Annotated in this window: 23 protein-coding genes; 8 read left to right on the forward strand and 15 right to left on the reverse strand. The window is 67.5% G+C overall.

What is annotated here, in order from left to right; genetic code table 11:
* Positions 1 to 83: 83 nt before the first annotated feature.
* Positions 84 to 251, reverse strand: coding sequence for a rubredoxin (locus tag KF707C_RS28110; protein ID WP_003457803.1), 168 nt, complete (start codon positions 249 to 251; stop codon positions 84 to 86).
* Between the two features lie 164 nt (positions 252 to 415).
* On the opposite strand from KF707C_RS28110, the gene KF707C_RS28115 reads away from it, so the two are divergent.
* Positions 416 to 970: a chorismate--pyruvate lyase family protein gene (locus KF707C_RS28115; protein ID WP_003457806.1), complete on the forward strand. Its 555-nt coding sequence runs from the start codon at positions 416 to 418 to the stop codon at positions 968 to 970.
* 35 nt (positions 971 to 1005) lie between these two features.
* Positions 1006 to 1896, forward strand: coding sequence for a 4-hydroxybenzoate octaprenyltransferase (gene ubiA, locus KF707C_RS28120; protein WP_003457808.1), 891 nt, complete (start codon positions 1006 to 1008; stop codon positions 1894 to 1896).
* Positions 1897 to 1958: 62 nt separating this feature from the next.
* On the opposite strand, the gene KF707C_RS28125 is transcribed toward ubiA, so the two are convergent.
* The gene (locus tag KF707C_RS28125) at positions 1959 to 2336 is read right to left on the reverse strand and encodes a COG4315 family predicted lipoprotein (RefSeq protein WP_394296145.1); all 378 of its coding nucleotides are present in this window, start codon (positions 2334 to 2336) and stop codon (positions 1959 to 1961) included.
* Positions 2337 to 2641: 305 nt separating this feature from the next.
* On the opposite strand from KF707C_RS28125, the gene phoB reads away from it, so the two are divergent.
* The 3 genes from phoB (at position 2642) to KF707C_RS28140 (ending at position 6090) form a co-directional block, all read left to right on the forward strand.
* Entirely contained in the window at positions 2642 to 3331 is a 690-nt protein-coding gene (gene phoB / locus KF707C_RS28130) for a phosphate regulon transcriptional regulator PhoB (protein ID WP_003457813.1), read from the forward strand.
* 37 nt (positions 3332 to 3368) lie between these two features.
* Positions 3369 to 4673 carry a phosphate regulon sensor histidine kinase PhoR gene (gene phoR / locus KF707C_RS28135; RefSeq protein ID WP_003457816.1) on the forward strand — a complete coding sequence of 435 codons (1305 nt, stop codon included), beginning with the start codon at positions 3369 to 3371 and terminating at the stop codon, positions 4671 to 4673.
* Positions 4674 to 4749: 76 nt separating this feature from the next.
* Positions 4750 to 6090, forward strand: coding sequence for a hemolysin family protein (locus KF707C_RS28140; RefSeq protein WP_003457819.1), 1341 nt, complete (start codon positions 4750 to 4752; stop codon positions 6088 to 6090).
* 93 nt (positions 6091 to 6183) lie between these two features.
* Here KF707C_RS28140 and KF707C_RS28145 read toward each other — a convergent pair whose 3' ends face one another.
* The 8 genes from KF707C_RS28145 to KF707C_RS28180 form a co-directional block, all read right to left on the reverse strand.
* Positions 6184 to 7080: a peptidoglycan DD-metalloendopeptidase family protein gene (locus tag KF707C_RS28145; protein ID WP_003457821.1), complete on the reverse strand. Its 897-nt coding sequence runs from the start codon at positions 7078 to 7080 to the stop codon at positions 6184 to 6186.
* A 105-nt stretch (positions 7081 to 7185) separates the two neighbouring features.
* The gene (locus KF707C_RS28150) at positions 7186 to 8100 is read right to left on the reverse strand and encodes a response regulator (RefSeq protein ID WP_003457822.1); all 915 of its coding nucleotides are present in this window, start codon (positions 8098 to 8100) and stop codon (positions 7186 to 7188) included.
* A gap of 123 nt (positions 8101 to 8223) precedes the next feature.
* Positions 8224 to 8952 (reverse strand): phosphate signaling complex protein PhoU, encoded by a 729-nt coding sequence (gene phoU / locus KF707C_RS28155; RefSeq protein WP_003457824.1) that lies wholly within the window; start codon positions 8950 to 8952, stop codon positions 8224 to 8226.
* A gap of 61 nt (positions 8953 to 9013) precedes the next feature.
* Positions 9014 to 9847, reverse strand: a complete 834-nt coding sequence (pstB, locus tag KF707C_RS28160) for a phosphate ABC transporter ATP-binding protein PstB (protein ID WP_003457825.1) — start codon at positions 9845 to 9847, stop codon at positions 9014 to 9016.
* Positions 9848 to 9916: 69 nt separating this feature from the next.
* The gene (gene pstA / locus KF707C_RS28165; RefSeq protein WP_036994718.1) at positions 9917 to 11587 is read right to left on the reverse strand and encodes a phosphate ABC transporter permease PstA; all 1671 of its coding nucleotides are present in this window, start codon (positions 11585 to 11587) and stop codon (positions 9917 to 9919) included.
* 229 nt (positions 11588 to 11816) lie between these two features.
* Positions 11817 to 14105 (reverse strand): ABC transporter permease subunit, encoded by a 2289-nt coding sequence (locus KF707C_RS28170; RefSeq protein ID WP_003457829.1) that lies wholly within the window; start codon positions 14103 to 14105, stop codon positions 11817 to 11819.
* Positions 14106 to 14319: 214 nt separating this feature from the next.
* On the reverse strand, positions 14320 to 15291 hold the full coding sequence (locus KF707C_RS28175) for a phosphate ABC transporter substrate-binding protein PstS (RefSeq protein ID WP_003457831.1): 972 nt from the start codon (positions 15289 to 15291) through the stop codon (positions 14320 to 14322).
* Between the two features lie 190 nt (positions 15292 to 15481).
* Positions 15482 to 16771, reverse strand: coding sequence for an MFS transporter (locus KF707C_RS28180; RefSeq protein WP_003457834.1), 1290 nt, complete (start codon positions 16769 to 16771; stop codon positions 15482 to 15484).
* Positions 16772 to 17043: 272 nt separating this feature from the next.
* On the opposite strand from KF707C_RS28180, the gene KF707C_RS28185 reads away from it, so the two are divergent.
* Positions 17044 to 17451 carry an acyl-CoA thioesterase gene (locus tag KF707C_RS28185; protein ID WP_003457836.1) on the forward strand — a complete coding sequence of 136 codons (408 nt, stop codon included), beginning with the start codon at positions 17044 to 17046 and terminating at the stop codon, positions 17449 to 17451.
* Between the two features lie 64 nt (positions 17452 to 17515).
* Here the strand turns inward: KF707C_RS28185 and KF707C_RS28190 are convergent, their stop codons facing one another.
* The 5 genes from KF707C_RS28190 to KF707C_RS28210 all read right to left on the reverse strand — a co-directional run bounded on the left by KF707C_RS28190 (position 17516) and on the right by KF707C_RS28210 (position 23223).
* Entirely contained in the window at positions 17516 to 18718 is a 1203-nt protein-coding gene (locus KF707C_RS28190) for an ABC transporter permease (protein ID WP_003457839.1), read from the reverse strand.
* On the reverse strand, positions 18718 to 19929 hold the full coding sequence (locus tag KF707C_RS28195) for an ABC transporter permease (protein ID WP_003457842.1): 1212 nt from the start codon (positions 19927 to 19929) through the stop codon (positions 18718 to 18720). Before KF707C_RS28195 ends, KF707C_RS28190 begins: the two co-directional genes overlap by 1 nt.
* Entirely contained in the window at positions 19929 to 20612 is a 684-nt protein-coding gene (locus KF707C_RS28200) for an ABC transporter ATP-binding protein (RefSeq protein ID WP_003457846.1), read from the reverse strand. Before KF707C_RS28200 ends, KF707C_RS28195 begins: the two co-directional genes overlap by 1 nt.
* The gene (locus KF707C_RS28205; protein ID WP_003457848.1) at positions 20609 to 21757 is read right to left on the reverse strand and encodes an efflux RND transporter periplasmic adaptor subunit; all 1149 of its coding nucleotides are present in this window, start codon (positions 21755 to 21757) and stop codon (positions 20609 to 20611) included. The genes KF707C_RS28200 and KF707C_RS28205 overlap by 4 nt, the downstream gene beginning before the upstream one ends.
* Positions 21758 to 22128: 371 nt before the next feature.
* Positions 22129 to 23223 (reverse strand): TRAP transporter substrate-binding protein, encoded by a 1095-nt coding sequence (locus KF707C_RS28210; RefSeq protein WP_003457850.1) that lies wholly within the window; start codon positions 23221 to 23223, stop codon positions 22129 to 22131.
* A gap of 191 nt (positions 23224 to 23414) precedes the next feature.
* On the opposite strand from KF707C_RS28210, the gene KF707C_RS28215 reads away from it, so the two are divergent.
* On the forward strand, positions 23415 to 23966 hold the full coding sequence (locus KF707C_RS28215; RefSeq protein ID WP_003457852.1) for a TRAP transporter small permease subunit: 552 nt from the start codon (positions 23415 to 23417) through the stop codon (positions 23964 to 23966).
* On the forward strand, positions 23959 to 25335 hold the full coding sequence (locus KF707C_RS28220; protein WP_003457855.1) for a TRAP transporter large permease: 1377 nt from the start codon (positions 23959 to 23961) through the stop codon (positions 25333 to 25335). The genes KF707C_RS28215 and KF707C_RS28220 overlap by 8 nt, the downstream gene beginning before the upstream one ends.
* Positions 25336 to 25419 lie beyond the last annotated feature (84 nt).

The following is a 25419-nucleotide window of genomic DNA, read 5'->3' on the forward strand; positions in this document are numbered from 1 at the left end:
GCCAGGTTGATCCAGACAGAGGATAGGCCCTGGCGCGGAGACGAAAAAGCCGGCACGCGGCCGGCTCGTTCGAGCGTGCGGAATCAGTTGATCTCGATCATCTCGAAATCCAGCTTGCCCACGCCGCAGTCGGGGCACAGCCAGTCTTCCGGGACATCTTCCCAACGAGTACCCGCGGCGATGCCCTCGTCCGGCCAGCCCTGGGCCTCGTCATAGACCAGGCCGCATACCACGCATTGCCACTTCTTCATCGCTTACCTCGTCGATCAGGCGTTATCGAACCGGCGCCTCCGATGGGCGTTCGGCGCACTCCAGGGGCGCTTTGTACTGGTTTGACCCGCCTCCGGGCAAGAGGCAGCCGAGGATCCCGGGCCGTGCTAATCTGCGCCGTCTTCCACCGCCCAAGCCCCCGTCCGTGCCCTACGCCGCCCTCGCCCATCCGCCCCGCTGGCTGACCGCCGCCCAGCTCCATCCCGCTCCCGCCGCCGGCATCCGCGACTGGCTGTTCGACCAGGGCTCCCTGACCCGCCGCCTCACCGCCCTTTCGGACAACGCCTTCAGCGTCACCCCGCTGGTGGAAGGCTGGCAGACCCTGCGCACTGACGAGTGTTACGCCCTCGGCATTCCCGCCGGGAGCCTGGGCTGGGTGCGCGAGGTGTTCCTCCGCGGTCACGGCGACATCTGGGTCTTCGCCCGCAGCGTGGCCGCCCGCGCCGCCCTGGAAGGCTCCGGGCTGGATCTGCACCAGTTGGGCAGCCGCTCCCTGGGCGAGCTGCTGTTCAGCGACCGCGCCTTCGACCGTGGCGCCATCGAGGTGACCCGCTACCCGGCCGCCTGGCTGCCGGCTGAAGTGCGCGCCGAACGCCTCTGGGGGCGTCGCTCCTGCTTCTCACGGGGCGAGCTGGGCGTCCTGGTGGCGGAGATCTTCCTCCCGGCGCTGTGGCACGCGGCCGGCGTCGAGGCCGTATAATCCGCCGCTTCGACGGGCGAGCCGGAGCGACACCGATGTACCTGACCCTGCTGCAGTCACTGAACCGACTGCATCCACGTGCCATGGACTTCATCCAACTGACCCGGCTGGACAAGCCCATCGGCATCTACCTGCTGCTCTGGCCCACCCTCTGGGCCCTGGTGATCGCCGGCGAAGGCAGTCCCAGCCTGGCCAACCTGGTGATCTTCATCCTCGGCGTGAACCTGATGCGCGCCGCCGGCTGCGTGATCAACGACTACGCCGACCGCAACTTCGACGGCCACGTCAGCCGCACCCGCGCCCGGCCCCTGGCCAGCGGCCGGGTGACGCCCCGCGAGGCGCTGGTGTTCTTCGCCGTGCTGGTGGCCCTGAGCTTCGTCCTGGTGCTCTTCACCAACGCCACCACCCTCTGGCTGTCCTTCGGCGGCCTCGCCCTGGCGGCCTGCTACCCCTTCATGAAGCGCTACACCTACTACCCGCAGGTGGTGCTGGGGGCGGCCTTCTCCTGGGGCATGCCCATGGCCTTCACCGCCGAGACCGGCGAACTGTCGGCGGCGGTCTGGCTGCTGTACATCGCCAACCTGCTGTGGACCGTGGCCTACGACACCTACTACGCCATGACCGACCGCGAGGACGACCTGAAGATCGGCGTGAAGTCCACGGCCATCCTCTTCGGTGACGCCGACCGCCTGATCATCGCCATCCTCCAGGGTTCGGCGCTGCTCTGCCTGCTGCTGGCGGGCAACCGGTTCGAACTGGGCCTGTACTTCCACCTGGGCCTGGCGGTGGCCGCCGCCTGCTTCGCCTGGGAGTACCACAGCACCCGCACCCGAGACCCGCAGGCCTGCTTCAAGGCCTTCCTGCACAACCACTGGGCCGGGCTGGCGATCCTGGTCGGCATCGTTGCCGACTACGCGCTGCGCTAGGGCGCAGCGCGTAGTCAACGGACAGCCTGGAAGCCCAGGCGAGGCCGGTCTCCTGTCGCCGGTCAGTAGGCTTCGGGCTTGGCGACGTGCCACACCCCCATCTTGCCGTCACCGGTCACGTCGCCGGCCTTCTTGTCCATGACGAAGGTGTACAGCGGCTTGCCGTCATAGGCCCACTGCATGGAGCCATCATCGCGGGTAACCAGGCTCCACTCGCCTTCGGCCTTGGCCCCGGCCTCGGCCATCAGCGGTGGCCAGTTCTGTGCACACTGGCCGTTGCAGGCGGACTTGCCGTCGGCATCCTTGTCGTAGGTGTAGAGCGTCATGCCGTTCTGATCCACCAGCATGCCGTCCTTCTCCATCGCGGGCTCAGCGGCCAGGCCCAGCTGGGGCCCGCTCAGCAGGACCCCGGCGACCAGGGGCACCCACCGCAGGGACATTGTTCTCATGGTCTTGCCTCTCCTCGTAATGAAAAGCGACAGCCTGGCGGCAGCTGGAGCACGACTTGAGGTCTCAGCGTCACAGGACGAAGGGAGCCACGAACACCCACCGCACCGGCAGGATCCTGTGCCAGGCTCCAGGCCGCCCCACGCCGGCGGCGGCCTCCTTCAGCATAGACGAGCCCCTTCCGGAATCGTGACGAAACCCCGCCAGGCCCTAGAATAGGCATGTCACATGCCTGCAATATTTCCGTTATCTAATGCGGCGCAATCAGTCACAAACGCGACCCATTCGAGGCTTGAACATGGTTGGCAAGAACATCCTGATCGTCGACGACGAAGCACCGATCCGCGAGATGATCGCCGTCGCGCTGGAGATGGCCGGGTACGACTGCCTGGAAGCGGAAAACACCCAGCAGGCCCACGCCATCATCGTCGACCGCAAACCCGACCTGATCCTGCTCGACTGGATGCTGCCCGGCACCTCCGGCATCGAGCTGGCTCGCCGCCTGAAGCGCGACGACCTCACCAGCGACATCCCGATCATCATGCTCACCGCCAAGGGTGAGGAGGACAACAAGATCCAGGGCCTGGAAGTGGGTGCCGACGACTACATCACCAAGCCCTTCTCCCCCCGCGAGCTGGTCGCCCGCCTCAAGGCCGTGCTGCGCCGCGCCGGCCCCAGCGACAGCGAGGCGCCCATCGCCATCGGCGGCCTGCTGCTGGACCCGGTGAGCCACCGCGTGACCATCGACGGCAAGCCCGCCGAGATGGGCCCCACCGAGTACCGCCTGCTGCAGTTCTTCATGACCCACCAGGAACGCGCCTACACCCGCGGCCAGTTGCTGGACCAGGTCTGGGGCGGCAACGTCTACGTCGAGGAGCGCACCGTGGACGTCCACATCCGCCGCCTGCGCAAGGCCCTCGGCGAGGTCTACGAAAATCTGGTTCAGACCGTGCGCGGCACCGGCTATCGTTTCTCCACCAAAAGCTGACCCTGGCCCCAACGCCACGAGCACAAGGACGCGATAGGTGAATCAAGACTGGCGCGGCGTAGTCATCCGCCGCCTGCTGCTGCTGATCGGTGCCTGCCTGCTGGCGGGCCTGGCCACCGGCCAATACGCCTGGGCCCTGGTCATCGGCCTCGGCGCCTACCTGGGCTGGACCCTGGCGCAATTGCTGCGCCTGTACACCTGGCTCAAGGAGCACCAGCCGGACGAACCGCCACCGGATGGCTACGGCCTCTGGGGCGAGGTGTTCGACAGCATCTACCACCTCCAGCGCCGCGATCAGCGGGTGCGCGGTCGCCTGCAGGCGGTGATCGACCGGGTGCAGGAATCCACTGCCGCCCTCAAGGACGCCGTGGTGATGCTCGACAGCGAGGGCAACCTGGACTGGTGGAACCGCGCCGCGGAAACCCTCCTGGGCCTGAAGACCCCCCAGGACAGCGGCCAGCCGGTGACCAACCTGATCCGCCATCCGCGCTTCAAGGAATATTTCGAGAACGGCAACTACCAGGAACCCCTGGACCTGCCCTCACCGGTGAACGACCGCGTGCGCCTGCAGTTCCACATCACCCAGTACGGCAACAGCGAGCACCTGATGCTGGTGCGCGACGTCACCCGGCTCCACCAGCTGGAACAGATGCGCAAGGACTTCGTCGCCAACGTCTCCCACGAACTGCGCACGCCGCTGACGGTGATCGCCGGCTACCTGGAGACCCTGCTGGACAATGTCGAGGACGTGAACCCGCGCTGGACCCGCGCGCTGCAGCAGATGAGCCAGCAGGGCAAGCGCATGCAGAACCTGCTCAACGACCTGCTGCTGCTGGCCAAGCTGGAAGCCACCGACTACCCCTCGGACAACCAGCCGGTGGCGGTGGACCTGCTGCTGCTGCAGATCAAGGCCGACGCCATCGCCCTGTCCGGCAACCGCCACCACCGCATCAGCCTGGAGGCGGACCACAACTACAAGCTCAAGGGCAGCGAGGCGGAGCTGCGCAGCGCCTTCTCCAACCTGGTGTTCAACGCGGTGAAGTACACCCCGGACGAAGGCGAGATCCGCATCCGCTGGTGGGGCGACGAATCCGGTGCCCACCTCGCCGTGCAGGACAGCGGCATCGGCATCGAGACCCGGCACCTGCCGCGCCTCACCGAGCGCTTCTACCGCGTGGACTCCAGCCGCAACAGCAACACCGGCGGCACCGGCCTGGGACTGGCCATCGTCAAGCACGTGCTGATCCGCCATCGCGGACGCCTGGACATCAGTTCGGTGCTCAACCACGGCAGCACCTTCACCTGCCACTTCCCCACCAGCCAGGTGGTCCGGCGCGCTTGATGCGACCTGTGCCCCGACTTGCAAACTCGGGGTGCAGCCTTCACCCTTAGCCGGTCATTCCCTCAGCAAGACACCCATGGACCCTTCCCCCAGTTCCGGTTTTCTTACCTATTTCGCCGATTTCGGCCTGATTCTCTTCGCCCTTTTCCTCGTGCTGCTCAACGGCTTCTTCGTGGCCGCCGAGTTCGCCATGGTCAAGCTGCGTTCCACCCGCGTCGAGTCCATCGCCGACAAGCACGGCTGGCGCGGCCGCATCCTGCGCACCGTGCACAACCAGCTGGACGCCTACCTCTCCGCCTGCCAGCTGGGCATCACCCTCGCGTCCCTGGGCCTGGGCTGGGTCGGCGAACCGGCCTTCGCCCACCTGCTGCAACCGGTGCTGGAGTCGGTGGGCATCGAGTCGGAGAAGCTGATCCACGGCATCGCCTTCTTCACCGCCTTCTTCATCATTTCCTACCTGCACATCGTGGTCGGCGAACTGGCGCCCAAGTCCTGGGCGATCCGCAAGCCCGAGCTGCTCTCGCTGTGGACCGCCGCGCCGCTGTACGCCTTCTACTGGCTCATGTACCCGGCCATCTGGCTGCTCAACGCCAGCGCCAACACCATCCTGCGCATCGCCGGGCAAGGCGAGCCGGGCCCGCACCACGAGCACCACTACAGCCGCGACGAGCTCAAGCTGATCCTCCACTCCAGCCGCGCGCGCGACCCCAGTGACCAGGACATGCGCGTACTGGCCTCGGCGGTGGAGATGGGCGAGCTGGAAGTGGTGGACTGGGCCAACTCCCGGGAAGACCTGATCTACCTCGACCACGACGCCCCGCTGACGGACATCCTCAGCGTGATCCGCCGCCACAAGTACAGCCGCTACCCGGTGTTCGACGAGCAGAAGGGCGAGTTCATCGGCGTCCTGCACATCAAGGACCTGCTGCTGGCCCTGTCCGCCCTGGACAGCCTGCCGGAGAGCTTCGACCTGGCCGAACTCACCCACCCGCTCGAGCGGGTCACCAAGCACATGCCGCTGCCTCGCCTGCTGGAGCAGTTCCGCCAGGGCGGCGCGCACTTCGCCCTGGTGGAGGAAGCCGATGGCAAGGTGGTGGGCTTTCTCACCATGGAAGACGTGCTGGAAGTGCTGGTGGGCGACATCCAGGACGAACACCGCAAGACCGAGCGCGGCGTCCTCGCCTACCAGCCGGGCAAGCTGCTGGTGCGCGGCGACACCCCGCTGTTCAAGGTGGAGCGCCTGCTGGGCATCGACCTGGACCATGTCGAAGCCGACACCCTGGCCGGCCTGATCTACGACACCCTCAACCGCGTGCCGGAAGAAGAGGAAGCGCTGGAGGCGGAAGGCCTGCGCATCATCGTCAAGAAGATGAAAGGACCGAAGATCGTCCTGGCCAAGGTGCTGAAGCTCGATTGAGCATCCCAGCGCACCCTGCATGCCATGCGAACCGCACGCGCCTCGTTGCGGGCACGGTCGCAGGGTGCGCCATGCGCACCGCCTACCCAGGCTCTACTCGCCGCCCACGGCGAAGTTCGGCAGCGAATCCACAGGTTGGGCGAAATCGAAGGGGATGGACTCCAGCGCCAGGCCGACGTTGCGCTGTATGACGAAATGCAGGTGCGGCCCCGTGCTGTTGCCGGTATTGCCCGAGCGGGCGATGCGTTCGCCGCCGTTCACGTACTGCCCTTCACGCACCTGCACCGATCCCCGCATCAGGTGCAGGTAGACGCCCATGGTGCCGTCGTCGTGGAGGATGCGCACGAAGTTGCCGGACGGATTGTTGCCCCGCCCGCTCTGGTCGTTCTCGGTCTTCACCACCACCCCCGGCCGCGCGGCGACGATGGGCGTGCCCTCGGGCATGGCGATATCCAGGGCGTAGCGACCCTTGGGCGTGAAGTGGCTGTAGCGGCCGTTGGCCCCCTGGGTCAGGCGGAAGGGCCCGCCCACCCAGGGCAAGGGGTAGCGATAGGAGACCGCCCGCTGGCGCGGGTCCCCCAGCGCATAACGCAGCTTCGGCGTGTAGCGCATGGGCCGGCTGGCATCCGCAGGCGCCAGTGTCGCCATGCGCAGGGTGCTGCGGGGCGCCATCACCCAGCGCAAGGGCTGGTCGGGCGCACCGGAAACGTTCTCGGCGTCGCGCAGGCTCAGCTCCACCTCCACCGGTGCGAAGAGTTCGTTGTGCAGCACCAGGGTCTCGCCGGCCGCATGCTTCTTCGTCTCCAGCTTCACCGAGAGGTCCAGGCGCTCCACCATGCGATCGCGGAAGACGAATACCTGGGCACCCGCCACCGCCTTGTCGGTGTAGGTCACCACACCGTTGGCGTCGGTGTACTTGTAGATGGTCAGCGCCGCCGCCGGCAGGCTCAGGCCGGCCAGCAGCAGCAGAGAAAGGAGTCGTCCCAGCATGTCGGCCCGTTGTTCTTCTGTGCTCCGTGTGGCCGAAGACTAGCAGCGCACCCCGCGCCCGGCGAGAGGCCGGGCGCCCAGGCTGTGACGCGGTTGGCTGGACGGTCAGGCGCCGGGGACGAAATGCTTCTGCGCGGTACCCCGGGCGATCAGGCGGGAGAGGTAATCCATCTTGGCCGGGTCGCGGTCGACGAAGCGGAAGGTCAGTTGCAGCCACTCGCTATCGGGCTTGGGCTCCAGGGCCGCCACCGCGTGCAGGTAACCGTTGAGGCGCGCCACCTCGCCGCCCTCGCCCTGCTCCAGGTCGAGCACCGCGCTCTCCAGCACCTGGGGCAGCGGCTCGCCGCGACGCACCACCAGCTGCGCGTCCTTCAGGCTCAGGCCCTTGATCACGCAGGCCAGCACGCCGGCCGGCAGGCGCAACTGGGCCTGGCCACGGCCGCCCGGAGCCTGGGCGGCGGACTTGGCCGAGGGCGTGGGCGCCTGCCTCGGCGCCGGGGCGGCGGGTGCGGGCGCCGCCGGAGCGCTGGGACGAACCACCTCGGCCTTGCCGCCGGTCAGCGCCGCCAGCGAGTCGTTGGCGAAACCTCCGGCATTGGGCAGGCGGACCGGCGCGCTGCTCATCAGCGCTTCCAGGCGGCCCGAACGGGCCAGGGCCTTCTTCACCTTGGTGACCAGCTGATCGTTGGAGAAGGGCTTGCCGATGTAGTCGGAGACGCCGGCCTGGATGGCCTGGATGACGTTCTCCTTGTCGCCGCGACTGGTGACCATGATGAACGGCGTGGTCTTCAGGTGGTCCTGTTCGCGGCACCAGGTGAGCAGTTCCAGCCCGGACATCTCGGGCATTTCCCAGTCGCAGAGGATCAGGTCCATGGCGGTGCGGGACAGCATCACCTGGGCCTTGCGCCCATTGATGGCTTCCTCGATCTGGATTCCGGGGAAATTGTCCCGCAGCCCCTTCTTCACCAGATCGCGAATGAAAGACGCGTCGTCCACCACCAGTACGTTGACCTTGCCCATCGGCTGCTCCTTGGAAAACCGGCCTAAGGATAGCCCCGGGCGATAGCGAATTGCCAAACCTGATTGCCCGGCAGAAACAGGAACGCCCGACACGAGGTCGGGCGTTCATGCCGCGGATCAGGTTCAGCCTTCGCTGGTGCCCTTCACTTCCTCGGCCATGCGCGCAAGGCCCATGTGACGGACATCGGTGCCGCGCACCAGGTAGATCACCAGCTCGGAAATGTTCCGCGCGTGGTCGCCGATGCGCTCCAGGGAACGCAGGGCCCAGATCACGTTGAGCACGCGGCTGATGGCGCGGGGGTCTTCCATCATGTAGGTGACCAGCTCGCGCAGGGCGGTCTTGTACTCGCGGTCGATGTTCTTGTCGTACTGGGCCACCGACAGGGCCAGGTCGGCGTCGAAGCGGGCGAAGGCGTCGAGGGCCTCCTGCACCATGCGGCGCACCTGGTCGCCGATGTGGCGCACCTCCACGTAGCCGCGCGGGGCCACGCCCTCCTCGCAGAGCTGGATGGCGCGGCGGGCGATCTTCGAGGCCTCGTCGCCGATGCGCTCCAGGTCGATCACCGACTTGGAGATGCTGATGATCAGGCGCAGGTCGGAGGCCGCCGGCTGGCGACGGGCGAGGATGCGCACGCACTCCTCGTCGATGTTGCGCTCCATCTGGTTGATCTGGTCGTCGATCTCGCGCACCTGCTGGGCGAGGCCCGAGTCGGCGTCGATCAGCGCGGTGACGGCGTCATTGACCTGTTTCTCGACCAGGCCACCCATCGCCAGGAGGTGGCTGCGCACTTCCTCCAGCTCGGCGTTGAACTGCTGGGAGATGTGATGGGTGAGGCTGTCTTTGTCGATCATTTTCTAACCCTTAATGAGCCGGATACGTTTCCAGGTTGCCGTGGCCTTTGAACCATGGCCACTAGCCGTAACGGCCGGTGATGTAGTCTTCGGTCTGCTTCTTGGCCGGGTTGGTGAACAGGGTGTCGGTGTCGCCGAACTCGATCAGCTTGCCCATGTACATGAAGGCGGTGTAGTCGGAAACCCGAGCCGCCTGCTGCATGTTGTGGGTCACGATGACGATGGTGTACTTGCTCTTCAGCTCGTAGATCAGCTCTTCCACCTTCAGGGTGGAGATGGGGTCCAGGGCCGAGCAGGGTTCGTCCAGCAGCAGCACTTCCGGCTCCACCGCGATGGTGCGGGCGATCACCAGGCGCTGCTGCTGGCCGCCGGAGAGGCCCAGGGCCGACTCGTGCAGGCGGTCCTTCACTTCATCCCACAGGGCGGCGCCCTTCAGCGCCCATTCCACGGCTTCGTCCAGCACGCGCTTCTTGTTGATGCCCTGGATGCGCAGGCCGTACACCACGTTCTCGTAGATGCTCTTGGGGAAGGGGTTCGGCTTCTGGAACACCATGCCCACGCGGCGGCGCAGCTCGGCCACGTCCTCGCCCTTGCGGTAGATGTTGTGGCCGTCCAGGCGGATCTCGCCGTCCACGCGGCAACCGTCCACCAGGTCGTTCATGCGGTTGAAGCAGCGCAGCAGGGTCGACTTGCCGCAACCGGACGGCCCGATGAAGGCGGTCACGCGCTGTTTCGGGATGTTCATGCTGACGTTGTAAAGGGCCTGCTTGTCGCCATAGAACAGGGACAGGCCGGGCACTTCGAGGGCAACGGTTTCCTCTGCCAGGCGCAGGTTCTGCTTGTCGCGGCCCAGGGCGGAGATATTGACGCCGTGGCTGTGGGTTTCGTGTTGCATGTGTTCACTCCGTTCGTAGCGTCACGCTACAAGCTGTAAGCCTCAGGCAATTCGGGCGGCGCGGGACGATCAGCTGTCCAGCGCCTTGTATTTCTCGCGCAGGTGGTTACGGATGGCGACGGCCGAGAAGTTCAGCAGGGCGATCACCAGTACCAGCAGCAGTGCGGTGGCGTAGACCAGCGGGCGGGCGGCCTCGACGTTGGGGCTCTGGAAGCCGACGTCGTAGATGTGGAAGCCCAGGTGCATGATCTTCTGGTCCAGGTGCAGGTAGGGGTAGTTGCCGTCCACCGGCAGGCTCGGGGCCAGTTTCACCACGCCCACCAGCATCAGCGGCGCCACTTCACCGGCGGCACGGGCCACGGCGAGGATCAGGCCGGTCATCATCGCCGGGCTGGCCATGGGCAGGACCACTTTCCACAGGGTCTCGGCCTTGGTGGCGCCCAGGGCCAGGGAGCCCTCGCGCACGGCGCGGGGGATGCGCGCCAGGCCTTCCTCGGTGGCCACGATCACCACCGGCACGGCGAGGATCGCCAGGGTCAGGGACGCCCAGAGCAGGCCCGGGGTGCCGAAGGTCGGCGCCGGCGCGGACTCGGGGAAGAACAGGCGGTCCAGCGAGCCACCCAGCACGTAGACGAAGAAGCCCAGGCCGAACACGCCGTAGACGATGGCCGGGACGCCCGCCAGGTTGTTCACCGCGATGCGGATCACCCGGGTCAGCGGCCCCTGCCTGGCGTACTCGCGCAGGTAGATGGCGGCGATCACGCCGAAGGGGGTGACGATCACGGCCATGATCAGGGTCATCATCACGGTGCCGAAGATGGCCGGGAAGATGCCGCCCTCGGTGTTGGCCTCACGCGGATCGTCGGAGAGGAACTCCCAGAGCTTGGCGAAGTAGAAGCCCAGCTTGGCGAAGGTGCCCATGGCGTTCGGCTGGTAGGCGTGGACCACCTGGCCCAGGCTGATCTCCTGCTCGCGGCCACCGGCCTCGCGCACCACCACGCTGTCGCGGTTGAACTGCTGGTGCAGGGCCAGCAACTGCTCTTCCAGCCCCTTGTAGCGGCTTTCCAGCTCGGCGCGCTCGGCGGCGATGTCGGCCTGGGCTTCGGGCGTCAGGGCGTCGGCGAGCTCCAGCTTGCGCGTCTTCAGGCGCAGCCGCTCGAGGCCGTGGTTGATCGAGCCGATGTCCTTCTTCTCCAGCTTGTAGAGCTGGTCGTAGAGCGCGTTGACCCGGGCCAGGCGTTTCTGCAGCTCGCCCATGGCGGCCTCGCCCTCGGCCACCACCTGGCCACTCTCCTTCACCGCCACCAGGCGGCCGTAGAAGTTGCCCCACTCGCGGCGCTCCAGCGCCAGCAGTTCGACGGGGTACTTCTGCTCCTTGAGCCAATCACCCACCACCCAGGTGAAGTCGGCACCGTAGACATCGCGGTTGCCCACCTTGAGCAGCTCGCGGGTCATGAACTCCGGGCCTTCCTCCGGTACCGGCAGGCCAGCGCCCTTGAGGCGGGCGCGGGGCACTTCCTCCACCTGGACCGCCTCGCCGACCACCAGGCGGGCTTCCTGGCCGGGCACCACGTACTGCGCCTCCACCAGGTCCGCCGGCCAGAAGTGGGCCAGGCCGCGCACGGCGATCACCGACAACAGGCCGAGGGTCATGATGACCGCGATGGATACCGCGCCACCGCTGATCCAGACGCCCGGTGCGCCGCTCTTGAACCAGTCTTTCAGGGAAACCTTTTTCACGGATTTCTCCACCGCTTGAGTCTTCCAGTTCCTCCCGCCCTGGGGCCGGAGGATTCGTGTTATCTGCGTTCTCGCCCGTCCGGGGAGGGTCGAACCAACCGCTCCCTCGCCCCTCCGGGGAGAGGGTTGGGGAGAGAGGTCGGCTCTGTGCCTGGATCCCTCTCCCGGTCCTTCGGACCACCCTCTCCCGGAGGGAGAGGGGGATCAGAAGCGCCTCCAGGAGGCGTGCTTATAACGAGGCGTACTTCTTCCGCAGCCGCTGGCGGATCAGTTCGGCCAGGGTGTTCATCACGAAGGTGAAGGTCAGCAACACCAGGGCGGAAAGGAACAGCACCCGGTAGTGGGTACCACCGACCTCGGACTCCGGCATCTCCACCGCCACGTTGGCGGCCAGGGTGCGCATGCCTTCGAAGATGTTCGCCTCCATCAGCGGGGTGTTGCCGGTGGCCATCAGCACGATCATGGTCTCGCCCACCGCCCGGCCCAGGCCGATCATCAGCGCCGAGAAGATACCCGGGCTGGCGGTCAGCAGGACGACACGGGTCATGGTCTGCCAGGGCGTCGCGCCCAGGGCCAGGGAGCCGTAGGTGAGGCTGCGCGGCACGCTGAACACGGCGTCCTCGGCGATGGAGAAGATGTTCGGGATCACCGCGAAGCCCATGGCCAGGCCGACGATCAGGGCGTTGCGCTGGTCGTAGGTGATGCCCAGGTCATTGCTGATCCACAGGCGCATGTCGCCGCCGAAGAACCAGTTTTCCATCAGCGGGCTCATGCCCAGGGCGAACCAGGCGGTGAGGCCCACCACGGGAATCAGGATGGCCGCTTCCCAGCCGTCCGGCACCCGCAGACGGATGGACTCCGGCAGGCGGCTCCAGATGAAGCCGGCCAGCAGGATGCCGATGGGGGTCAGCAGCAGCAGGCTGAAGATGCCCGGCAGGTGGCCTTCCACGTAGGGCGCCAGGAACAGGCCGGCGAAGAAGCCGAGGATCACCGTCGGCAGCGCCTCCATCAGCTCGATCACCGGCTTCACCTTGCGGCGCATGGACGGGGCCATGAAGTAGGCGGTGTAGATGGCGGCGGCGATGGCCAGCGGGGCGGCCAGCAGCATGGCGTAGAACGCGGCCTTCAAGGTACCGAAGGTCAGCGGCGCCAGGCTCAGCTTGGGCTCGAAGTCGGTGTTGGCGGCGGTGGACTGCCAGACGTACTTGGGCTCGTCATAGCTCTCGTACCAGACCTTGCCCCAGAGCGCGCTGAAGGAAATCTCCGGGTGCGGGTTGCTCAGGCGGAAGGGCATGAACTGGCCGCCCTCCTCCACCAGCACGCGGTTGGCGCGGGGCGACAGGGCCAGCAGGCCGCTGCCATCGGTCACACTCTCCACCAGCAGGGTGCGGTTGGCGGTGCTGTGGAACACGCCCAGGTGGCCGGCGGCGTCCAGGGCGAGGAAGCCCTTGCGGCGCTCTTCCGCAGTGATCTGCACCACCGGGGACTGCTCCAGCTGGAAGGCGCGGATGTGCTTGAGGCGCGAGGAGCCGTCGGGGTCGCGGGCCATGAACCATTGGGCGATGCCGCCCTTGGAGTCGCCCACCATCAGGGAAATGCCGCCCAGCAGCATGGCGCTGGCGGTGACCTCGCGCTCACCGTCCTCCAGCAGCTTGTAGCGGCCGTTCAGGGCCTTCTCGCGCAGGCTGAACACATCCGCATGGGCGCGACCGTTGAGGACGTAGAGCCACTGCTGGCGCGGATCGATGTAGATGGCCTTGATGGGTTCGGCGATCTGCGGCAGCTCGATGCCGGTCTGCTCCTGGGTGATCTCCCCGGTGAGCATGTTCTCTTCGCTGACTAGTTGCTGGACCAGCAACTGGCTGCCGGTGGAGGCGGCCACCACCAGGGTCTCGTCGTCGACGCTGAGGGCGACGTGCTCCAGCGCGCGACCCTGGGCGTCCAGCACCATGGGCGCCTCGCCGTAGGGGAAGCTGACCTGGGGCGTGATGGTCTTCTGGTTGTCCGGGTAGGTGACGTTGTAGCTGTGCTTGAAGATCAGCGCCTGGCCGTTGGACAGGCCCAGCACCACCAGCGGGCTGCCGGGCTGGTCCTGGCCGAAGGAGACGACGCTGGCGCCTGCGGGCAACGGCAGTTGCTGGCGCTTGATCAGGCCACCGTCCCGGGTGGAGAAGAACTGCACGTCACCGCTGGCGGCCACGCGCAGGCCCACCATGTTCTGCTCTTCCAGGGCCAGCAGCAGCGGCTTGCCGGCGTCCTGCTGCAGCCAGGCCGGACTCTGCACCTTTCTGGCGGTGAGCTCGGCGCCCTTGAACAGCGGCAGTACCACATAGGCCAGGTAGAAGAAGATCAGGGTGATGGCGCCGAGCACGGCGAGACCGCCCACCAGCACGTACCAGTGGGTCAGGCGATCCTTCAGGGCCCGCAGCTTGCGCTTGCGCTGCAGCGCGGGCGTATTGAAGTCGATGCGCTCGGGAGGATTCTTCGAGGCGGTCAGGGAGTTGGCCAGGTCAGTCATGGATTCGGGCTCTTGCCACAGGCGGCGTACGCAGGCTTTTACGATGGGAGCACAGCCTACGGCTTTCCTGTGACAGAAAAATTACAGCGAGTTGACGTGGCGAAGCCCACCCTGAGGCAACCTCGGGCGGGCTTCCGCGACAGGGGTCTCCCGTCGCCCTTGCGTCCTTGCGAGGCGGCGCGCGTGGAGCCGCCGCCTCCTTATCCGGCCTGGATTACAGGCCCAGATCCTTCAGGGTCTTTTCCGCGACCTTGGACGGAACCGGGATGTAACCGTCCTTGACCACTACTTCCTGGCCTTGCTTGGACAGGACCAGCTTGACGAACTCGGCCTCCAGGGGAGCCAGGGGCTTGTTCGGCGCCTTGTTCACATAAACGTAGAGGAAGCGGGACAGCGGGTAGCTGCCGTTCAGCGCGTTCTGCTCGCTGTCCTCGACGAACTCGCCACCTTCCTTCTTGGCCAGGGCCACGGTCTTCACGCTGGACGTCTTGTAGCCGATGCCGGAGTAGCCGATGCCGTTGATGGACTGGCTGATGGACTGCACCACGGAGGCGGAGCCGGGCTGCTCGTTCACGTTCGGCTTGAAGTCGCCTTTGCACAGGGCTTCTTCCTTGAAGTAGCCGTAGGTGCCGGACACGGAGTTGCGGCCGAACAGCTGGACCGGCTTGGAGGCCAGGTCGCCGGTCACGCCCAGGTCACCCCAGGTCTTCACGTCGCTCTTGCCGCCGCAGAGGCGGTTGGCGGAGAAGATGGCGTCCACCTGCTGCATGGTCAGGCCCTTGATGGGGTTGTCCTTGTGCACGAAGATCGCCAGGGCGTCGATGGCCACCGGAATGGCGGTGGGCTTGTAGCCGTACTTCTGCTCGAAGGCCTGCAGCTCGACGTCCTTCATCTTGCGGCTCATCGGGCCCAGGTTGGCGGTGCCTTCGGTCAGGGCCGGCGGCGCGGTGGAGGAACCGGCAGCCTGAATCTGGATGTTCACGTTCGGGTATTCGCGCTTGTACGCCTCGGCCCACAGGGTCATCAGGTTCGCCAGGGTATCGGAACCCACGCTGGAGAGGTTGCCGGAGACGCCAGTGGTCTTGGAATAAGCCGGCAGGGCCGGGTCGACGGCAGCCACCGCGCTGGCGGTAGCGACACCGGCGGCGACGAAGGTGAGGGCCGCCATCAAACGCTTCAGTTTCATGCCTTGCTCCTAAGCAGGACGAGGGGTTGAATGCAACGGGGGCCAGTATCGGCAGGCCGTATGACCACTCTATGAACCGATTGTGACAATTGGATGAATGGCCATCATCGGCACGGCGGGTTGCGTTCAGGCGCCCCTTTCCCAGCCCTGGGAACAAGGCCGGGCCCGGCCAGTGCGGGCCCGGATGGGATCAACGCTTCGTGGCGATCAGGAACGCCCCGATCAGCATCGCCACGCCGCACAGGCTGGCGACGTAGTAGGCCGGTCCCAGGCTGTCCCACTTCATCAGCAGCGACACCACCATGGGCGTCAGGCCGCCGAAGATGGCGTAGGCCAGGTTGTAGGAGAAGGACAGGCCGGAGAAGCGCACCACCGGCGGGAAGGCCTTCACCATCACATAGGGCACGGCGCCGATGGTGCCGACGAACAGGCCGGTGACCGCGTAGAGCGGGAACAGCCACTCCGGATGGAGCCTGAGGCTGGTGTAGAAGGTCCAGGAGCTGGCGGCCAGCAGCAGACCGCCCACCAGGAAGGTACGCCCCGCGCCGATACGGTCGGCGATCACCCCCGACAGCACGCAACCGATGGACAGGAACACGATGGCCAGGCTGTTGGCCTTGAGGGCGGTGGCCGCCTCGAAGCCATACACGGTCTGCAGCAGGGTGGGCGTCATCAGGATCACCACCACGATGCCGGCGGACAGCACCCAGGTCAGCAGCATGGACAGCGCCACGGCGCCACGGTGTTCACGCAGCACGGTCTTCAGCGGCACTTCCGCGGCCAGGGCCTTGCGCTGCTGCATCTCGGCGAAGACCGGGGTCTCGTGCAGCCAGCGGCGCAGGTACATGGCCAGCAGGCCGAACACGCCCCCCACCAGGAACGGCAGGCGCCAGGCCCAGTCCAGCACCTCGGCGGCGCTGAAGACGGTGTTGATCAGGGTCGCCATCAAGGAGCCCAGCAGGATGCCGGCGGTCAGTCCCGACGTCAGGGTGCCGCAGGCATAGCCCACATGGCGGGCGGGCACGTGCTCGGAAACGAATACCCAGGCCCCGGGGACCTCGCCGCCGATGGCCGCGCCCTGTACCACCCGCATCATCAGCAGCAGCAGGGGCGCCCAGATGCCGATCTGCTCGTAGGTGGGCAGCAGGCCCATCACCAGCGTGGGCACCGCCATCAGGAAGATGCTCAGGGTGAACATGCGCTTGCGCCCCAGCAGGTCGCCGAAGTGCGCCATGACGATGCCCCCCAGCGGACGCGCCAGGTAGCCGGCGGCGAAGATGCCGAAGGTCTGCAGCTGGCGCAGCCACTCCGGCATCTCGGCGGGGAAGAACAGCTTGCCCACCACCGCGGCGAAGAACACGAAGATGATGAAGTCGTAGAACTCCAGGGCGCCGCCGAGGGCGGAGAGCGACAGGGTCTTGTAATCGCTGCGGGTCAGCGGGCGCGCGGAGGGCGTCTCGGAGGCAAGCACGGAAGACATGGAGGGATTCTCGTCTGGGGGTGCGGGGCGTCTCCCGCGGCATGGGCGGGAAAATCGCCAGGCAACATATCAAAAAGCGTCAGATGTACACAGCCTGAGGCATAAAACCGCCAGGAGCGCGCTACAACGGTCGTCTGGCGCGATCTCCTGCCTATATACTGCGCGCTGTTCAGCGCAGGTCGGCATGCAGTGAGTCGGCGGCGCACAGGGAAGGAAGGGCGCGGCCCTTCCAGGCATTTGCGCCATTTACAGACGACACAGGCAGTTCCGGCATGATCGAGATCGAAGAAGAAGAAAACCTCACCCCGCAAGGCGACCTCGCCCTGCAGATCACCGCGCTCCCGCGTGAAACCAACGGCTTCGGCGACATCTACGGTGGCTGGCTGGTTTCCCAGATGGACCTGGCCGGCACCGCCATGGCCAGCAAGGTGGCGGCGGGCCGCGTCGCCACCGTGGCGATCGATCGCATGGCCTTCCTCGTGCCGGTGGCCGTCGGTGCCCAGCTCTCCTTCTATACCCAGACCCTGGAGATCGGCCGCAGCTCCATCCAGATGCTGGTGGAAGTCTGGAGCGACGACCCCCTGTCCAGCGAATGGCGCAAGGTCACCGAAGCGGTCTTCGTCTTCGTCGCCATCGACGGCAGCGGCCGCACCCGCCCGGTCCCGCCCCGTCGGGGTTGAATGGAAGGGGCCCGGCAACAGGTCGTGTGAAAACCTGGCGAGCGGCCCCTTTCTCTGCACTCACTCAAGATCCCCCCGCGCGCAGCGCCTCCACCGGGTGCAGCCGCGCCGCCCGGCGTGCCGGGGCCAGGCCCGCGCCCATGCCCACCAGCATCGAAAGTCCCAGCGCCATCAGCACCAGGGACAGGTCCGGCTCCAGCGGCAGGCCGGGCATCCACCCGCGCAACGACACCACCAGCACCAGGGCCAGCGCCAGCCCCAGCACGCCGCCCGACACCGACAGCAGGGTCGCTTCGGTGAGGAACAGCCCCAGCACCTGACGTGGCCCGGCGCCGATGGCGCGCAGCAGGCCGACCTCGGCGGTTCGCTCCTCCACGGTGGTGGTCATGATGGTGAAGATGCCCACCGCCCCCACCAGCAGCGAGATACCGCCGAGGGCGGCGACGCCCAGGGTCAGGGAGGCGAGGATGCGGTTCAGGCTGCCCAGGAGGTCATCCTGGGTCGTCATGCGGAAATCCTCCCGGCCGTGGCGCTCCACCAGCAGCCGGCGCACCGACTCGGCGAAGGCCGGTGCCGGGACGCCCGCCTCGAACAGTACATGGACCTTCACCAGCCCCTCCCGATTGAACAACTGCTCGGCCCGGTCCACCGGGATGTAGGCGATATCGTCCAGGTCGAACCCCAGCAGATTGCCCTTGGCCTCCATCACCCCCGCCACGCGGAAGCTCGCGCCCCCCACCCGCACCCGCCGGCCCACCGGGCTGGAATCGCCGAACAGCTCGCTCGCCAACTTCGCCCCGAGCACCACGTAGGCCGGCGTGCGGCCGTCCCGCGAGGGCGGCAGGAAGCGCCCCTGATCCATGCGTACCCGCCAGGCGGCGGCCAGTTGGGAGCCGGTGCCGAGGATGTCCACCCGCCGCTGGCGTCCGCCCGCCTGGATATCGCCGTTGCCCTGGATGATGGGCACCACCGCCTCCGCCCGGGGCAGCCGTCCCAGTGCCTCGGCATCGGCGATGGACAGCGGCCGCGCGCTGGCCAGCACGCCGCCCATGCCGCCACTGGACAGGGTCCCGGGGCGTACCGTGACCACCCGCGTGCCGAACTGCGCGAAGCTGTCCAGCACCCGCCCACGCAGCCCCTCGCCCATGGCGGTGAGCAGGCCCACGGCGGCGATGCCGATGGCCACGCCGAGCAGCGTCAGCAGGCTGCGCAAAGGCTGGCTGAGCAGCGCCGAGCCGCAGAGCGCCAGGCCATCCCGCCAGCGCATCAGAGGCTCCCCTGGGGCCGCAGGGCCTGCACCGGCGCCTGGGCCGCAGCCTGGCTGGCCGGCAACCAGGCGAACAGCAGGGCGGCCAGCAGCGCCAGCAGGGGCGCCCCCAGTCGCGCCCACCAGGGCGCGTACAGGGGCAACTCGCTGAGCAGGCGTCCGCCCCATAGCAGCAGCTCCGCCAGGGCCAGGCCCGTGCCGGCCCCCAGCAGCGCCAGCAGGCCCGCCTCGCCGAGAAACAGCAGGCGCACCTGCCCGCCAGTGGCACCCAGCGCCTTGAGCAGGCCGATCTCGGCGCTGCGCTGGAGCACCGCCACCCAGGTGACGTTCATGATCAGGATGCCCGCCACCAGCAGGCTCAGCGCCGCGACGCCGGCCAGCGCCAGGGTCAGTCCGTCGAGGATGCCGTCGAAGGCGGCGAGCATGGCGTCCTGGCTGAGCAGGGTCACGTCCTCCTCACCCTGGTGCCGCTCGGTGAGCAGGGCCAGCACTTGCCGCCTGGCGCCGTCCAGGTAACCGGGAACCCGGGCTTCGACGAAGATCCGTTGCAGCCCCTCGCGGTTGAACAGGGCCTCGGCGCTGGCCACCGGCACGATCAGCGCCTCGGACAGGTCCATGCCGAGGGACTCGCCCCGCGCCTCCAGCACGCCGATCACCCGGAAGCGCCGGTCGCCCGCCCGCACCCAGCGGCCCAGGGCCGGCGCCTCGCCGAACAGCGCCTGGCGCAGGCGCCCCCCGATCACGGCGACATGGCCCAGTTGCCCGGGCTCCAGCTCGGGCAGCGGACGCCCCTGGGCGAGACGAAGCTGGCGGATGGCGAAAAAATCGTGGGTGGTTCCCAGCACCAGGGCCTCGCGACTGCGGTTGTCGCGGCTGACCTGGGCCTGCCCGGCCTGCAAGGGCGCCACCCGTCGCACCGCCGCCAGGCGGGACAGCGCGGCGGCGTCGGCCTCGGTCAGGGAGCGGGGCGCCATGCCGGTGATGGGCGGCAGGCCGCCGGTGGTCTCGTTGCGTCCGGGCAGGACGATGAGGAGGTCCCGCCCCAGCAGGGAAAACTCACCCAGCACATAGGCCCGGGCGCCCTGCCCCAGCCCACCCAGCAGGGCGATGAAGAACACGCCGATGGCCATCGCCATCAGCAGCATCGCGCTGCGGGAACCGTGGCCACGCAGGGCGCCAAGCCAGAATCGGCAGGCGTCCCGCGCGTCCATCAGCTGGCGCTCCGGCGCCGGTCGCAGAGGATGCGGCCGTCGCGCATCGCGATCCGCCGTCCCGCGCGCGCCGCGTGACGGTCGTCATGGGTCACCAGCACCAGGGTCAGCCCCTCGGCGTTCAGCTCCTCCAGCAGCGCCACCACCTCCTCGCCGGACTGGCTGTCGAGGTTGCCCGTGGGCTCGTCCGCCAGCAGCAGGCGCGGTCGCATCACCATGGCCCGGGCGATGGCGACCCGCTGGCGCTGGCCGCCGGACAGCTCACCGGGATGGTGGTCGAGCCGGTCCTCCAGCCCGAGGCGGCCGGCCAGCGCCAGGCTGCGACGCCGCCGCTCCGCCGGGTCGATGCCCGCCAGCAGCATCGGCAGTTCGATGTTCTCCAGGGCGGTAAGGCGCGGCACCAGGTGGAAGGACTGGAAGACGAAACCGATCAGGCGGCTGCGCAGCGCGGCGCGCCCGGGCTCGTCCAGCAAGCGGGTGGCGCGCTCGTCCAGCCAGACCTCGCCGCTGTCCGGGGCGTCCAGCAGGCCGAGGATGTTCAGCAGGGTGGACTTGCCCGAACCGGACGCGCCGGTGATCGCCAGGTATTCGCCATCGGCCACCTCCAGGTCGAGGTGGTCCAGGCCCAGCACGCGGTGTTCGCCCAGCTGGAAACTGCGGCTGACCTCATGCAACTGGATCATGGCCGCCCTTCCGGCGCCCCGCGGGGACTCACCACGCTGCCATCGGCCAGGCTTTCGTGCTGCAGGCCGGGCAGGATGCGGTCGCCGACGGCCAGGCCCCCGCGCACCTCGCTCCAGCGCCAGTTGCTCAGGCCCAGCTCCACCCGCTGCTCGCGCAGATGGCCGCTACCGGGGTCGTAGCGCAGCACCCGGCCGCCCTCCAGCAGGCTTTCGGTGGGCACCCGCAGGGTCTGCCGCTGGTCGAGGAGGATCTCCACGTCGGCGCTGTAGCCGCTGAGGAGCATCAGGTCCGGCGGCACCCGCTCGAACTTCACCTCCACATCCACGGTTCGGGCCTGCTTTTCCAGCTCGCGGACGAAGGGCGCGATGCGGCTGACCCGTCCTGCGAAGGTCCGCCCGGGAAAGGCATCCAGGCTGATGCGCACCGGCATGCCCGGGCGCACCTGGCCGGCGTCCACCTCATCGATGGGGGCTTCGACGAACAGGCACTGGTCATCGATCAGGTCCACCGCCGGCGGTGTCGGAATGCCCGGCGGCGAAGGGGTCACCACCTCGCCCAGCTCACCGTTGATCTCGGCGACTATGCCGGCGAAGGGCGCCCGCAAGGTGGCCTGGTCGAGCTGCGCCAGCTGCAGGTCGAGACTGGCCTGGGCCTCGCGGATACGCGCCTCGCCGCCGCTGCACAGGAGCTGGGACAGGCGCGCACGGGTGGCGCTCTGCTCCAGCTGGTCCTGGGAGGCCAGCTTGCGTTCGGCCAGCCGCTCCAGGCGCCCCTGGTCGAGCCGGTCCTGGCTGGCCTGGCGACAGCTCTGCTCCCGCAGGTTGTGCTGGGCATCCAGCCGCGCCCGGGCCTCCGCCACCCGCGCCTCGAGGTCATCCTGGCGCAGGCGCATCAGCACATCGCCCGCCTGCACCCGCTGACCGGCGTGGATCAGCAGCTCGCTGACCTGACCGCCGCTCTTGAACGAAAGATGCGCCCGACGGCAGGCCTTCACCGTACCGGCGCGGGTATTGGCCACCAGGGTTTCCACTTCGCCCCGCTCCACCGCCACCAGTTCCACCGGCACGGGTTCGGGGCGCACCCAGAACCCCAGGAGCGCGGCCAGGCAGATAAAAATGGGAATAACTATCAATAGCTTGCGCATGGCTTCGGCTCCATTTGCGAGCGGCTATCCAGAGTCTAGGTGGGTCGCATCGATGGTCGTTCGGGTGTCCCCAGGAATGGGGGAGCGTCCCCCACCGACGGTGGGTCGAAAAAACGTGGCGATTCAAGGAGAGAGCGCATCGCGCAGGCCCCGGCAGGGGTCGCTGGACTCACGACCACGGGCAGGAAAAAGCCGATAAATGGGGCGAAAACGACTCCGTGGACAAAGCCGCGAATCAGAAAAAATGCTTTTGGATCAGCAGGAAGCTGGCACCGATGTACCAAGGAAGGGGGTGATGGCGGAAAGCTGGCGGCTCATTGGCAGCGGCCCTTCCGGGCAGGGCCGGCAGCGCGGGCTGCCGGCCCGGGCCATCAGCTGCGGATGCTGTAGATCAGCTTCTCGTTTTCCTCGGCGTAGGTGCGCATGCGCTCCAGGTAAGCCTTCTGCTGTTGCCAGACCTTGGTCGCCGCCGGGTCGGCCGCGGCACTGGCCTCGACCACCTCGGACGCCACTTCCCTGAGCCGGGTCAGCACCGCCTCCGGCAGGCGACGGACCTCGACGCCCTCGGCCTTGAGCTTCTCCATGGCCTCCATGTTGCGCGCGTTGTAGTCATCCAGCATGTCGCCGTTCACATCGCGGGCGGCGGCCCGGACGATGGCCTTGAGGTCCGCCGGAAGGGTCTCCCAGGCCTTGAGGTTGACGTCCAGCTCGAAGGTCACGTTGGGCTCCTGCCAGCCCGGCGTGTAGTAGTACTTGGCGGCCTTGTGCAGGCCCAGGGCCAGGTCGTTGTAGGGGCCGATCCACTCGGTGGCATCGATGGCGCCGGTCTGCAAGGCGGTGAAGATCTCGCCCGCCGGCAGGTTGACCACGGTGCCGCCCATCTTCGTCAGCACTTCGCCGCCCAGGCCCGGCGTGCGCATCTTCAGGCCATTGAAGTCCTCGACGCTGTTGATCTCCTTGTTGAACCAGCCGGCGGTCTGCACGCCCGTGGCGCCGCAGGCCATGGGCAGCACGCCGAAGGGCTTGTACACCTCTTCCCAGAGCTCGATGCCGCCGCCCCGGTGCAGCCAGGCGTTCATTTCCTGGGCATTGGGACCGAACGGCAAGGCGCAGAAGAACTGGGCGGCGGGCACCTTGCCCTTCCAGTAGTAGGGCGCGCCATGGCCCATCTCGGCGGTGCCACGGGAAACGGCGTCGAACACTTCCAGGGCCGGGACCAGTTCACCGGCAGCGTAGACCTTGATCTTCAGCCGGCCGTTGCTCATCTCCTCCACCAGCTTGGCGAAGCGCTCGGCCCCCACGCCGACACCCGGGAAGTTCTTCGGCCAGGACGTGACCATCTTCCAGCTGAAGGTCTGCGCCTCGGCCTGGGGACCGCCGGCGGCCTGCTCCTTCTTGTCGCAACCGGCCAGGGCCGCGGCTGCAAGCCCCACCCCTGCAGCGGCGATGATTTCACGACGTTTCATGGGAATCTCCTTGTTCTTGTTGTGGTCGTTGCGGGTCGTGCATGACGCCCCACAGATTGCCTGAATAAAAGCGCCAGAGCAGCCTCCAGCCTAGTCCGCTGGACTAAAGTTGTAGCGTCCTGTGCAAGCTTTTGCCGAGCTGCTAGAAAGGCAACGTCTCGTCCCTCCTCCAATAACGACAAGGACCTGCAATGACCGCAAAGACACCCGCCTTGCTGGGCGTCGCGCATCTGATCGATGCGCTCAACGCCCGATTCGGCCAGGCCTGCGCCTGGCTCACCCTCTTCCTGGTGCTCGGCACCGCCATCGTGGTGATACTGCGCTACGGCTTCGGCATCGGCGCCATCGCCCTGCAGGAGTCGGTGATGTACGCCCACGCCCTGGTATTCATGGGCGCCGCCGCCTGGACCCTGCACCGCAACGCCCATGTCCGCGTCGACATCTTCTACCAGAAGTTCTCCGGTCGCCGTCGCGCCCTGGTGGACCTGCTGGGCACCCTGCTCTTCCTTATCCCGGTGTGCCTCTTCCTTGGCTGGAACAGCTGGGACTACGTCACCGCCGCCTGGTCGACCCTGGAGCGCTCCAGCGAGTCCGGCGGCCTGCCGCTGGTGTACCTGCAGAAGACCATCATCCTGGTGCTGGTGGTGGGGCTGCTGCTGCAGGGCCTGTCGATCATGATCAAGTGCGGCTACCTGGCCAGCGGGCGGATCGTCGAGGAAACCGAGGAGGTGAAGCATGGCTGAGGTCATGGCGATCCTCCTCTTCATCAGCATCTGCCTGGCGCTGATGGCCGGCTACCCGGTGGCCTTCACCCTGGGCGGCATGGCGCTGATCTTCGCCGGCATCGGCGTGCTCACCGGCACCTTCGACCCCAGCTTCCTCCACGCCCTGCCGAACCGCATCTTCGGCATCATGAACAACCAGACCATGCTCGCCGTGCCGCTGTTCGTGTTCATGGGCGTGATGCTGGAGAAGAGTCGCGTGGCGGAGGACCTGCTGGAGTCCATGTCGCGCCTGTTCGGCACCCTGCGCGGCGGCCTGGCGATTTCCGTCTGCGTGGTGGGCGCCCTGCTGGCCGCCAGCACCGGCATCGTCGGCGCCACCGTGGTGACCATGGGCCTGCTGGCGCTGCCCACCATGCTGCGTCGCGGCTACGACCCGGCCATCGCCACCGGCACCCTCGCCGCCACCGGCACCCTGGGGCAGATCATCCCGCCCTCCATCATCCTGGTGCTGCTGGGCGACGTGATGTCCAGCGCCTACCAGCAGGCCCAGCTGAAGATGGGCATCTTCTCGCCGAAGACCGTCTCGGTGGGCGACCTCTTCGTCGGCGCGCTGATCCCCGGCCTGGTGCTGGTGGGCCTGTACATCCTCTACCTGGTGGGCGTGGCCATCCTGCAGCCGAAGAAGCTCCCGGCCCTGCCCCAGGAAGAACTGGGTCCCATCGAGTGGGGCAAGCTGGCCAAGGCGCTGATCCCGCCGCTGGTGCTGATTGCCGCAGTGCTCGGCTCCATCCTCGCGGGTATCGCCACCCCCACCGAGGCCGCCGCGCTGGGCGCCGTGGGCGCCATGCTGCTGGCCCTGGCCAAGGGCCAACTCAACCTGACCCAGTTGCGCGACGTGGCCTTCGGCACCACCGAGATCACCTCCATGGTGTTCCTGATCCTCATCGGTGCCTCGCTGTTCTCCCTGGTGTTCCGCGGCTTCGGCGGCGAGGTGCTGATCGAGGACATGTTCGCGATGCTCCCCGGCGGGGCGCTCGGCGCCTTCTTCGTGGTGATGCTGGTGATCTTCCTGCTGGGCTTCATCCTCGACTTCATCGAGATCATCTTCGTGGTGGTGCCCATCGTCGGCCCGGTGCTGCTGGCCATGGGCCTGGACCCGGTCTGGCTCGGGGTGATGATCGCCCTCAACCTGCAGACCTCCTTCCTCACCCCGCCCTTCGGCTTCTCGCTGTTCTACCTGCGCGGCGTGACGCCCTCCTCGGTGCCCACCAGCACCATGTACCGGGGCGTGGTGCCCTTCATCCTCATCCAGGTGCTGATGCTGGTGATCGCCTACCTGTTCCCGCAGCTGATCACCTGGCTGCCGGAGCAACTCTACGGCGGCTGATGCGCCCACCAGGCGCCCGTCCCTGACGGGCGCCTCGCGTCCAGCCCTTGGAAAAACCGCCCTGGCGCGCTCCAATGGACGCCA

Source organism: Pseudomonas furukawaii (assembly GCF_002355475.1).
GTDB lineage: Bacteria > Pseudomonadota > Gammaproteobacteria > Pseudomonadales > Pseudomonadaceae > Metapseudomonas > Metapseudomonas furukawaii.

Excerpts from the sequence above, each read along its gene's own strand:
- KF707C_RS28110 (WP_003457803.1), bottom strand. The coding sequence starts at position 251 with ATGAAGAAGTGGCAATGCGTGGTATGCGGCCTGGTCTATGACGAGGCC.
- ubiA (WP_003457808.1), top strand. The coding sequence starts at position 1,006 with ATGTACCTGACCCTGCTGCAGTCACTGAACCGACTGCATCCACGTGCC.
- KF707C_RS28125 (WP_394296145.1), bottom strand. The coding sequence starts at position 2,336 with ATGTCCCTGCGGTGGGTGCCCCTGGTCGCCGGGGTCCTGCTGAGCGGG.
- phoB (WP_003457813.1), top strand. The coding sequence starts at position 2,642 with ATGGTTGGCAAGAACATCCTGATCGTCGACGACGAAGCACCGATCCGC.
- KF707C_RS28140 (WP_003457819.1), top strand. The coding sequence starts at position 4,750 with ATGGACCCTTCCCCCAGTTCCGGTTTTCTTACCTATTTCGCCGATTTC.
- KF707C_RS28145 (WP_003457821.1), bottom strand. The coding sequence starts at position 7,080 with ATGCTGGGACGACTCCTTTCTCTGCTGCTGCTGGCCGGCCTGAGCCTG.
- KF707C_RS28150 (WP_003457822.1), bottom strand. The coding sequence starts at position 8,100 with ATGGGCAAGGTCAACGTACTGGTGGTGGACGACGCGTCTTTCATTCGC.
- phoU (WP_003457824.1), bottom strand. The coding sequence starts at position 8,952 with ATGATCGACAAAGACAGCCTCACCCATCACATCTCCCAGCAGTTCAAC.
- pstB (WP_003457825.1), bottom strand. The coding sequence starts at position 9,847 with ATGCAACACGAAACCCACAGCCACGGCGTCAATATCTCCGCCCTGGGC.
- KF707C_RS28170 (WP_003457829.1), bottom strand. The coding sequence starts at position 14,105 with ATGACTGACCTGGCCAACTCCCTGACCGCCTCGAAGAATCCTCCCGAG.
- KF707C_RS28175 (WP_003457831.1), bottom strand. The coding sequence starts at position 15,291 with ATGAAACTGAAGCGTTTGATGGCGGCCCTCACCTTCGTCGCCGCCGGT.
- KF707C_RS28180 (WP_003457834.1), bottom strand. The coding sequence starts at position 16,771 with ATGTCTTCCGTGCTTGCCTCCGAGACGCCCTCCGCGCGCCCGCTGACC.
- KF707C_RS28185 (WP_003457836.1), top strand. The coding sequence starts at position 17,044 with ATGATCGAGATCGAAGAAGAAGAAAACCTCACCCCGCAAGGCGACCTC.
- KF707C_RS28190 (WP_003457839.1), bottom strand. The coding sequence starts at position 18,718 with ATGCGCTGGCGGGATGGCCTGGCGCTCTGCGGCTCGGCGCTGCTCAGC.
- KF707C_RS28195 (WP_003457842.1), bottom strand. The coding sequence starts at position 19,929 with ATGGACGCGCGGGACGCCTGCCGATTCTGGCTTGGCGCCCTGCGTGGC.
- KF707C_RS28200 (WP_003457846.1), bottom strand. The coding sequence starts at position 20,612 with ATGATCCAGTTGCATGAGGTCAGCCGCAGTTTCCAGCTGGGCGAACAC.
- KF707C_RS28205 (WP_003457848.1), bottom strand. The coding sequence starts at position 21,757 with ATGCGCAAGCTATTGATAGTTATTCCCATTTTTATCTGCCTGGCCGCG.
- KF707C_RS28210 (WP_003457850.1), bottom strand. The coding sequence starts at position 23,223 with ATGAAACGTCGTGAAATCATCGCCGCTGCAGGGGTGGGGCTTGCAGCC.
- KF707C_RS28215 (WP_003457852.1), top strand. The coding sequence starts at position 23,415 with ATGACCGCAAAGACACCCGCCTTGCTGGGCGTCGCGCATCTGATCGAT.
- KF707C_RS28220 (WP_003457855.1), top strand. The coding sequence starts at position 23,959 with ATGGCTGAGGTCATGGCGATCCTCCTCTTCATCAGCATCTGCCTGGCG.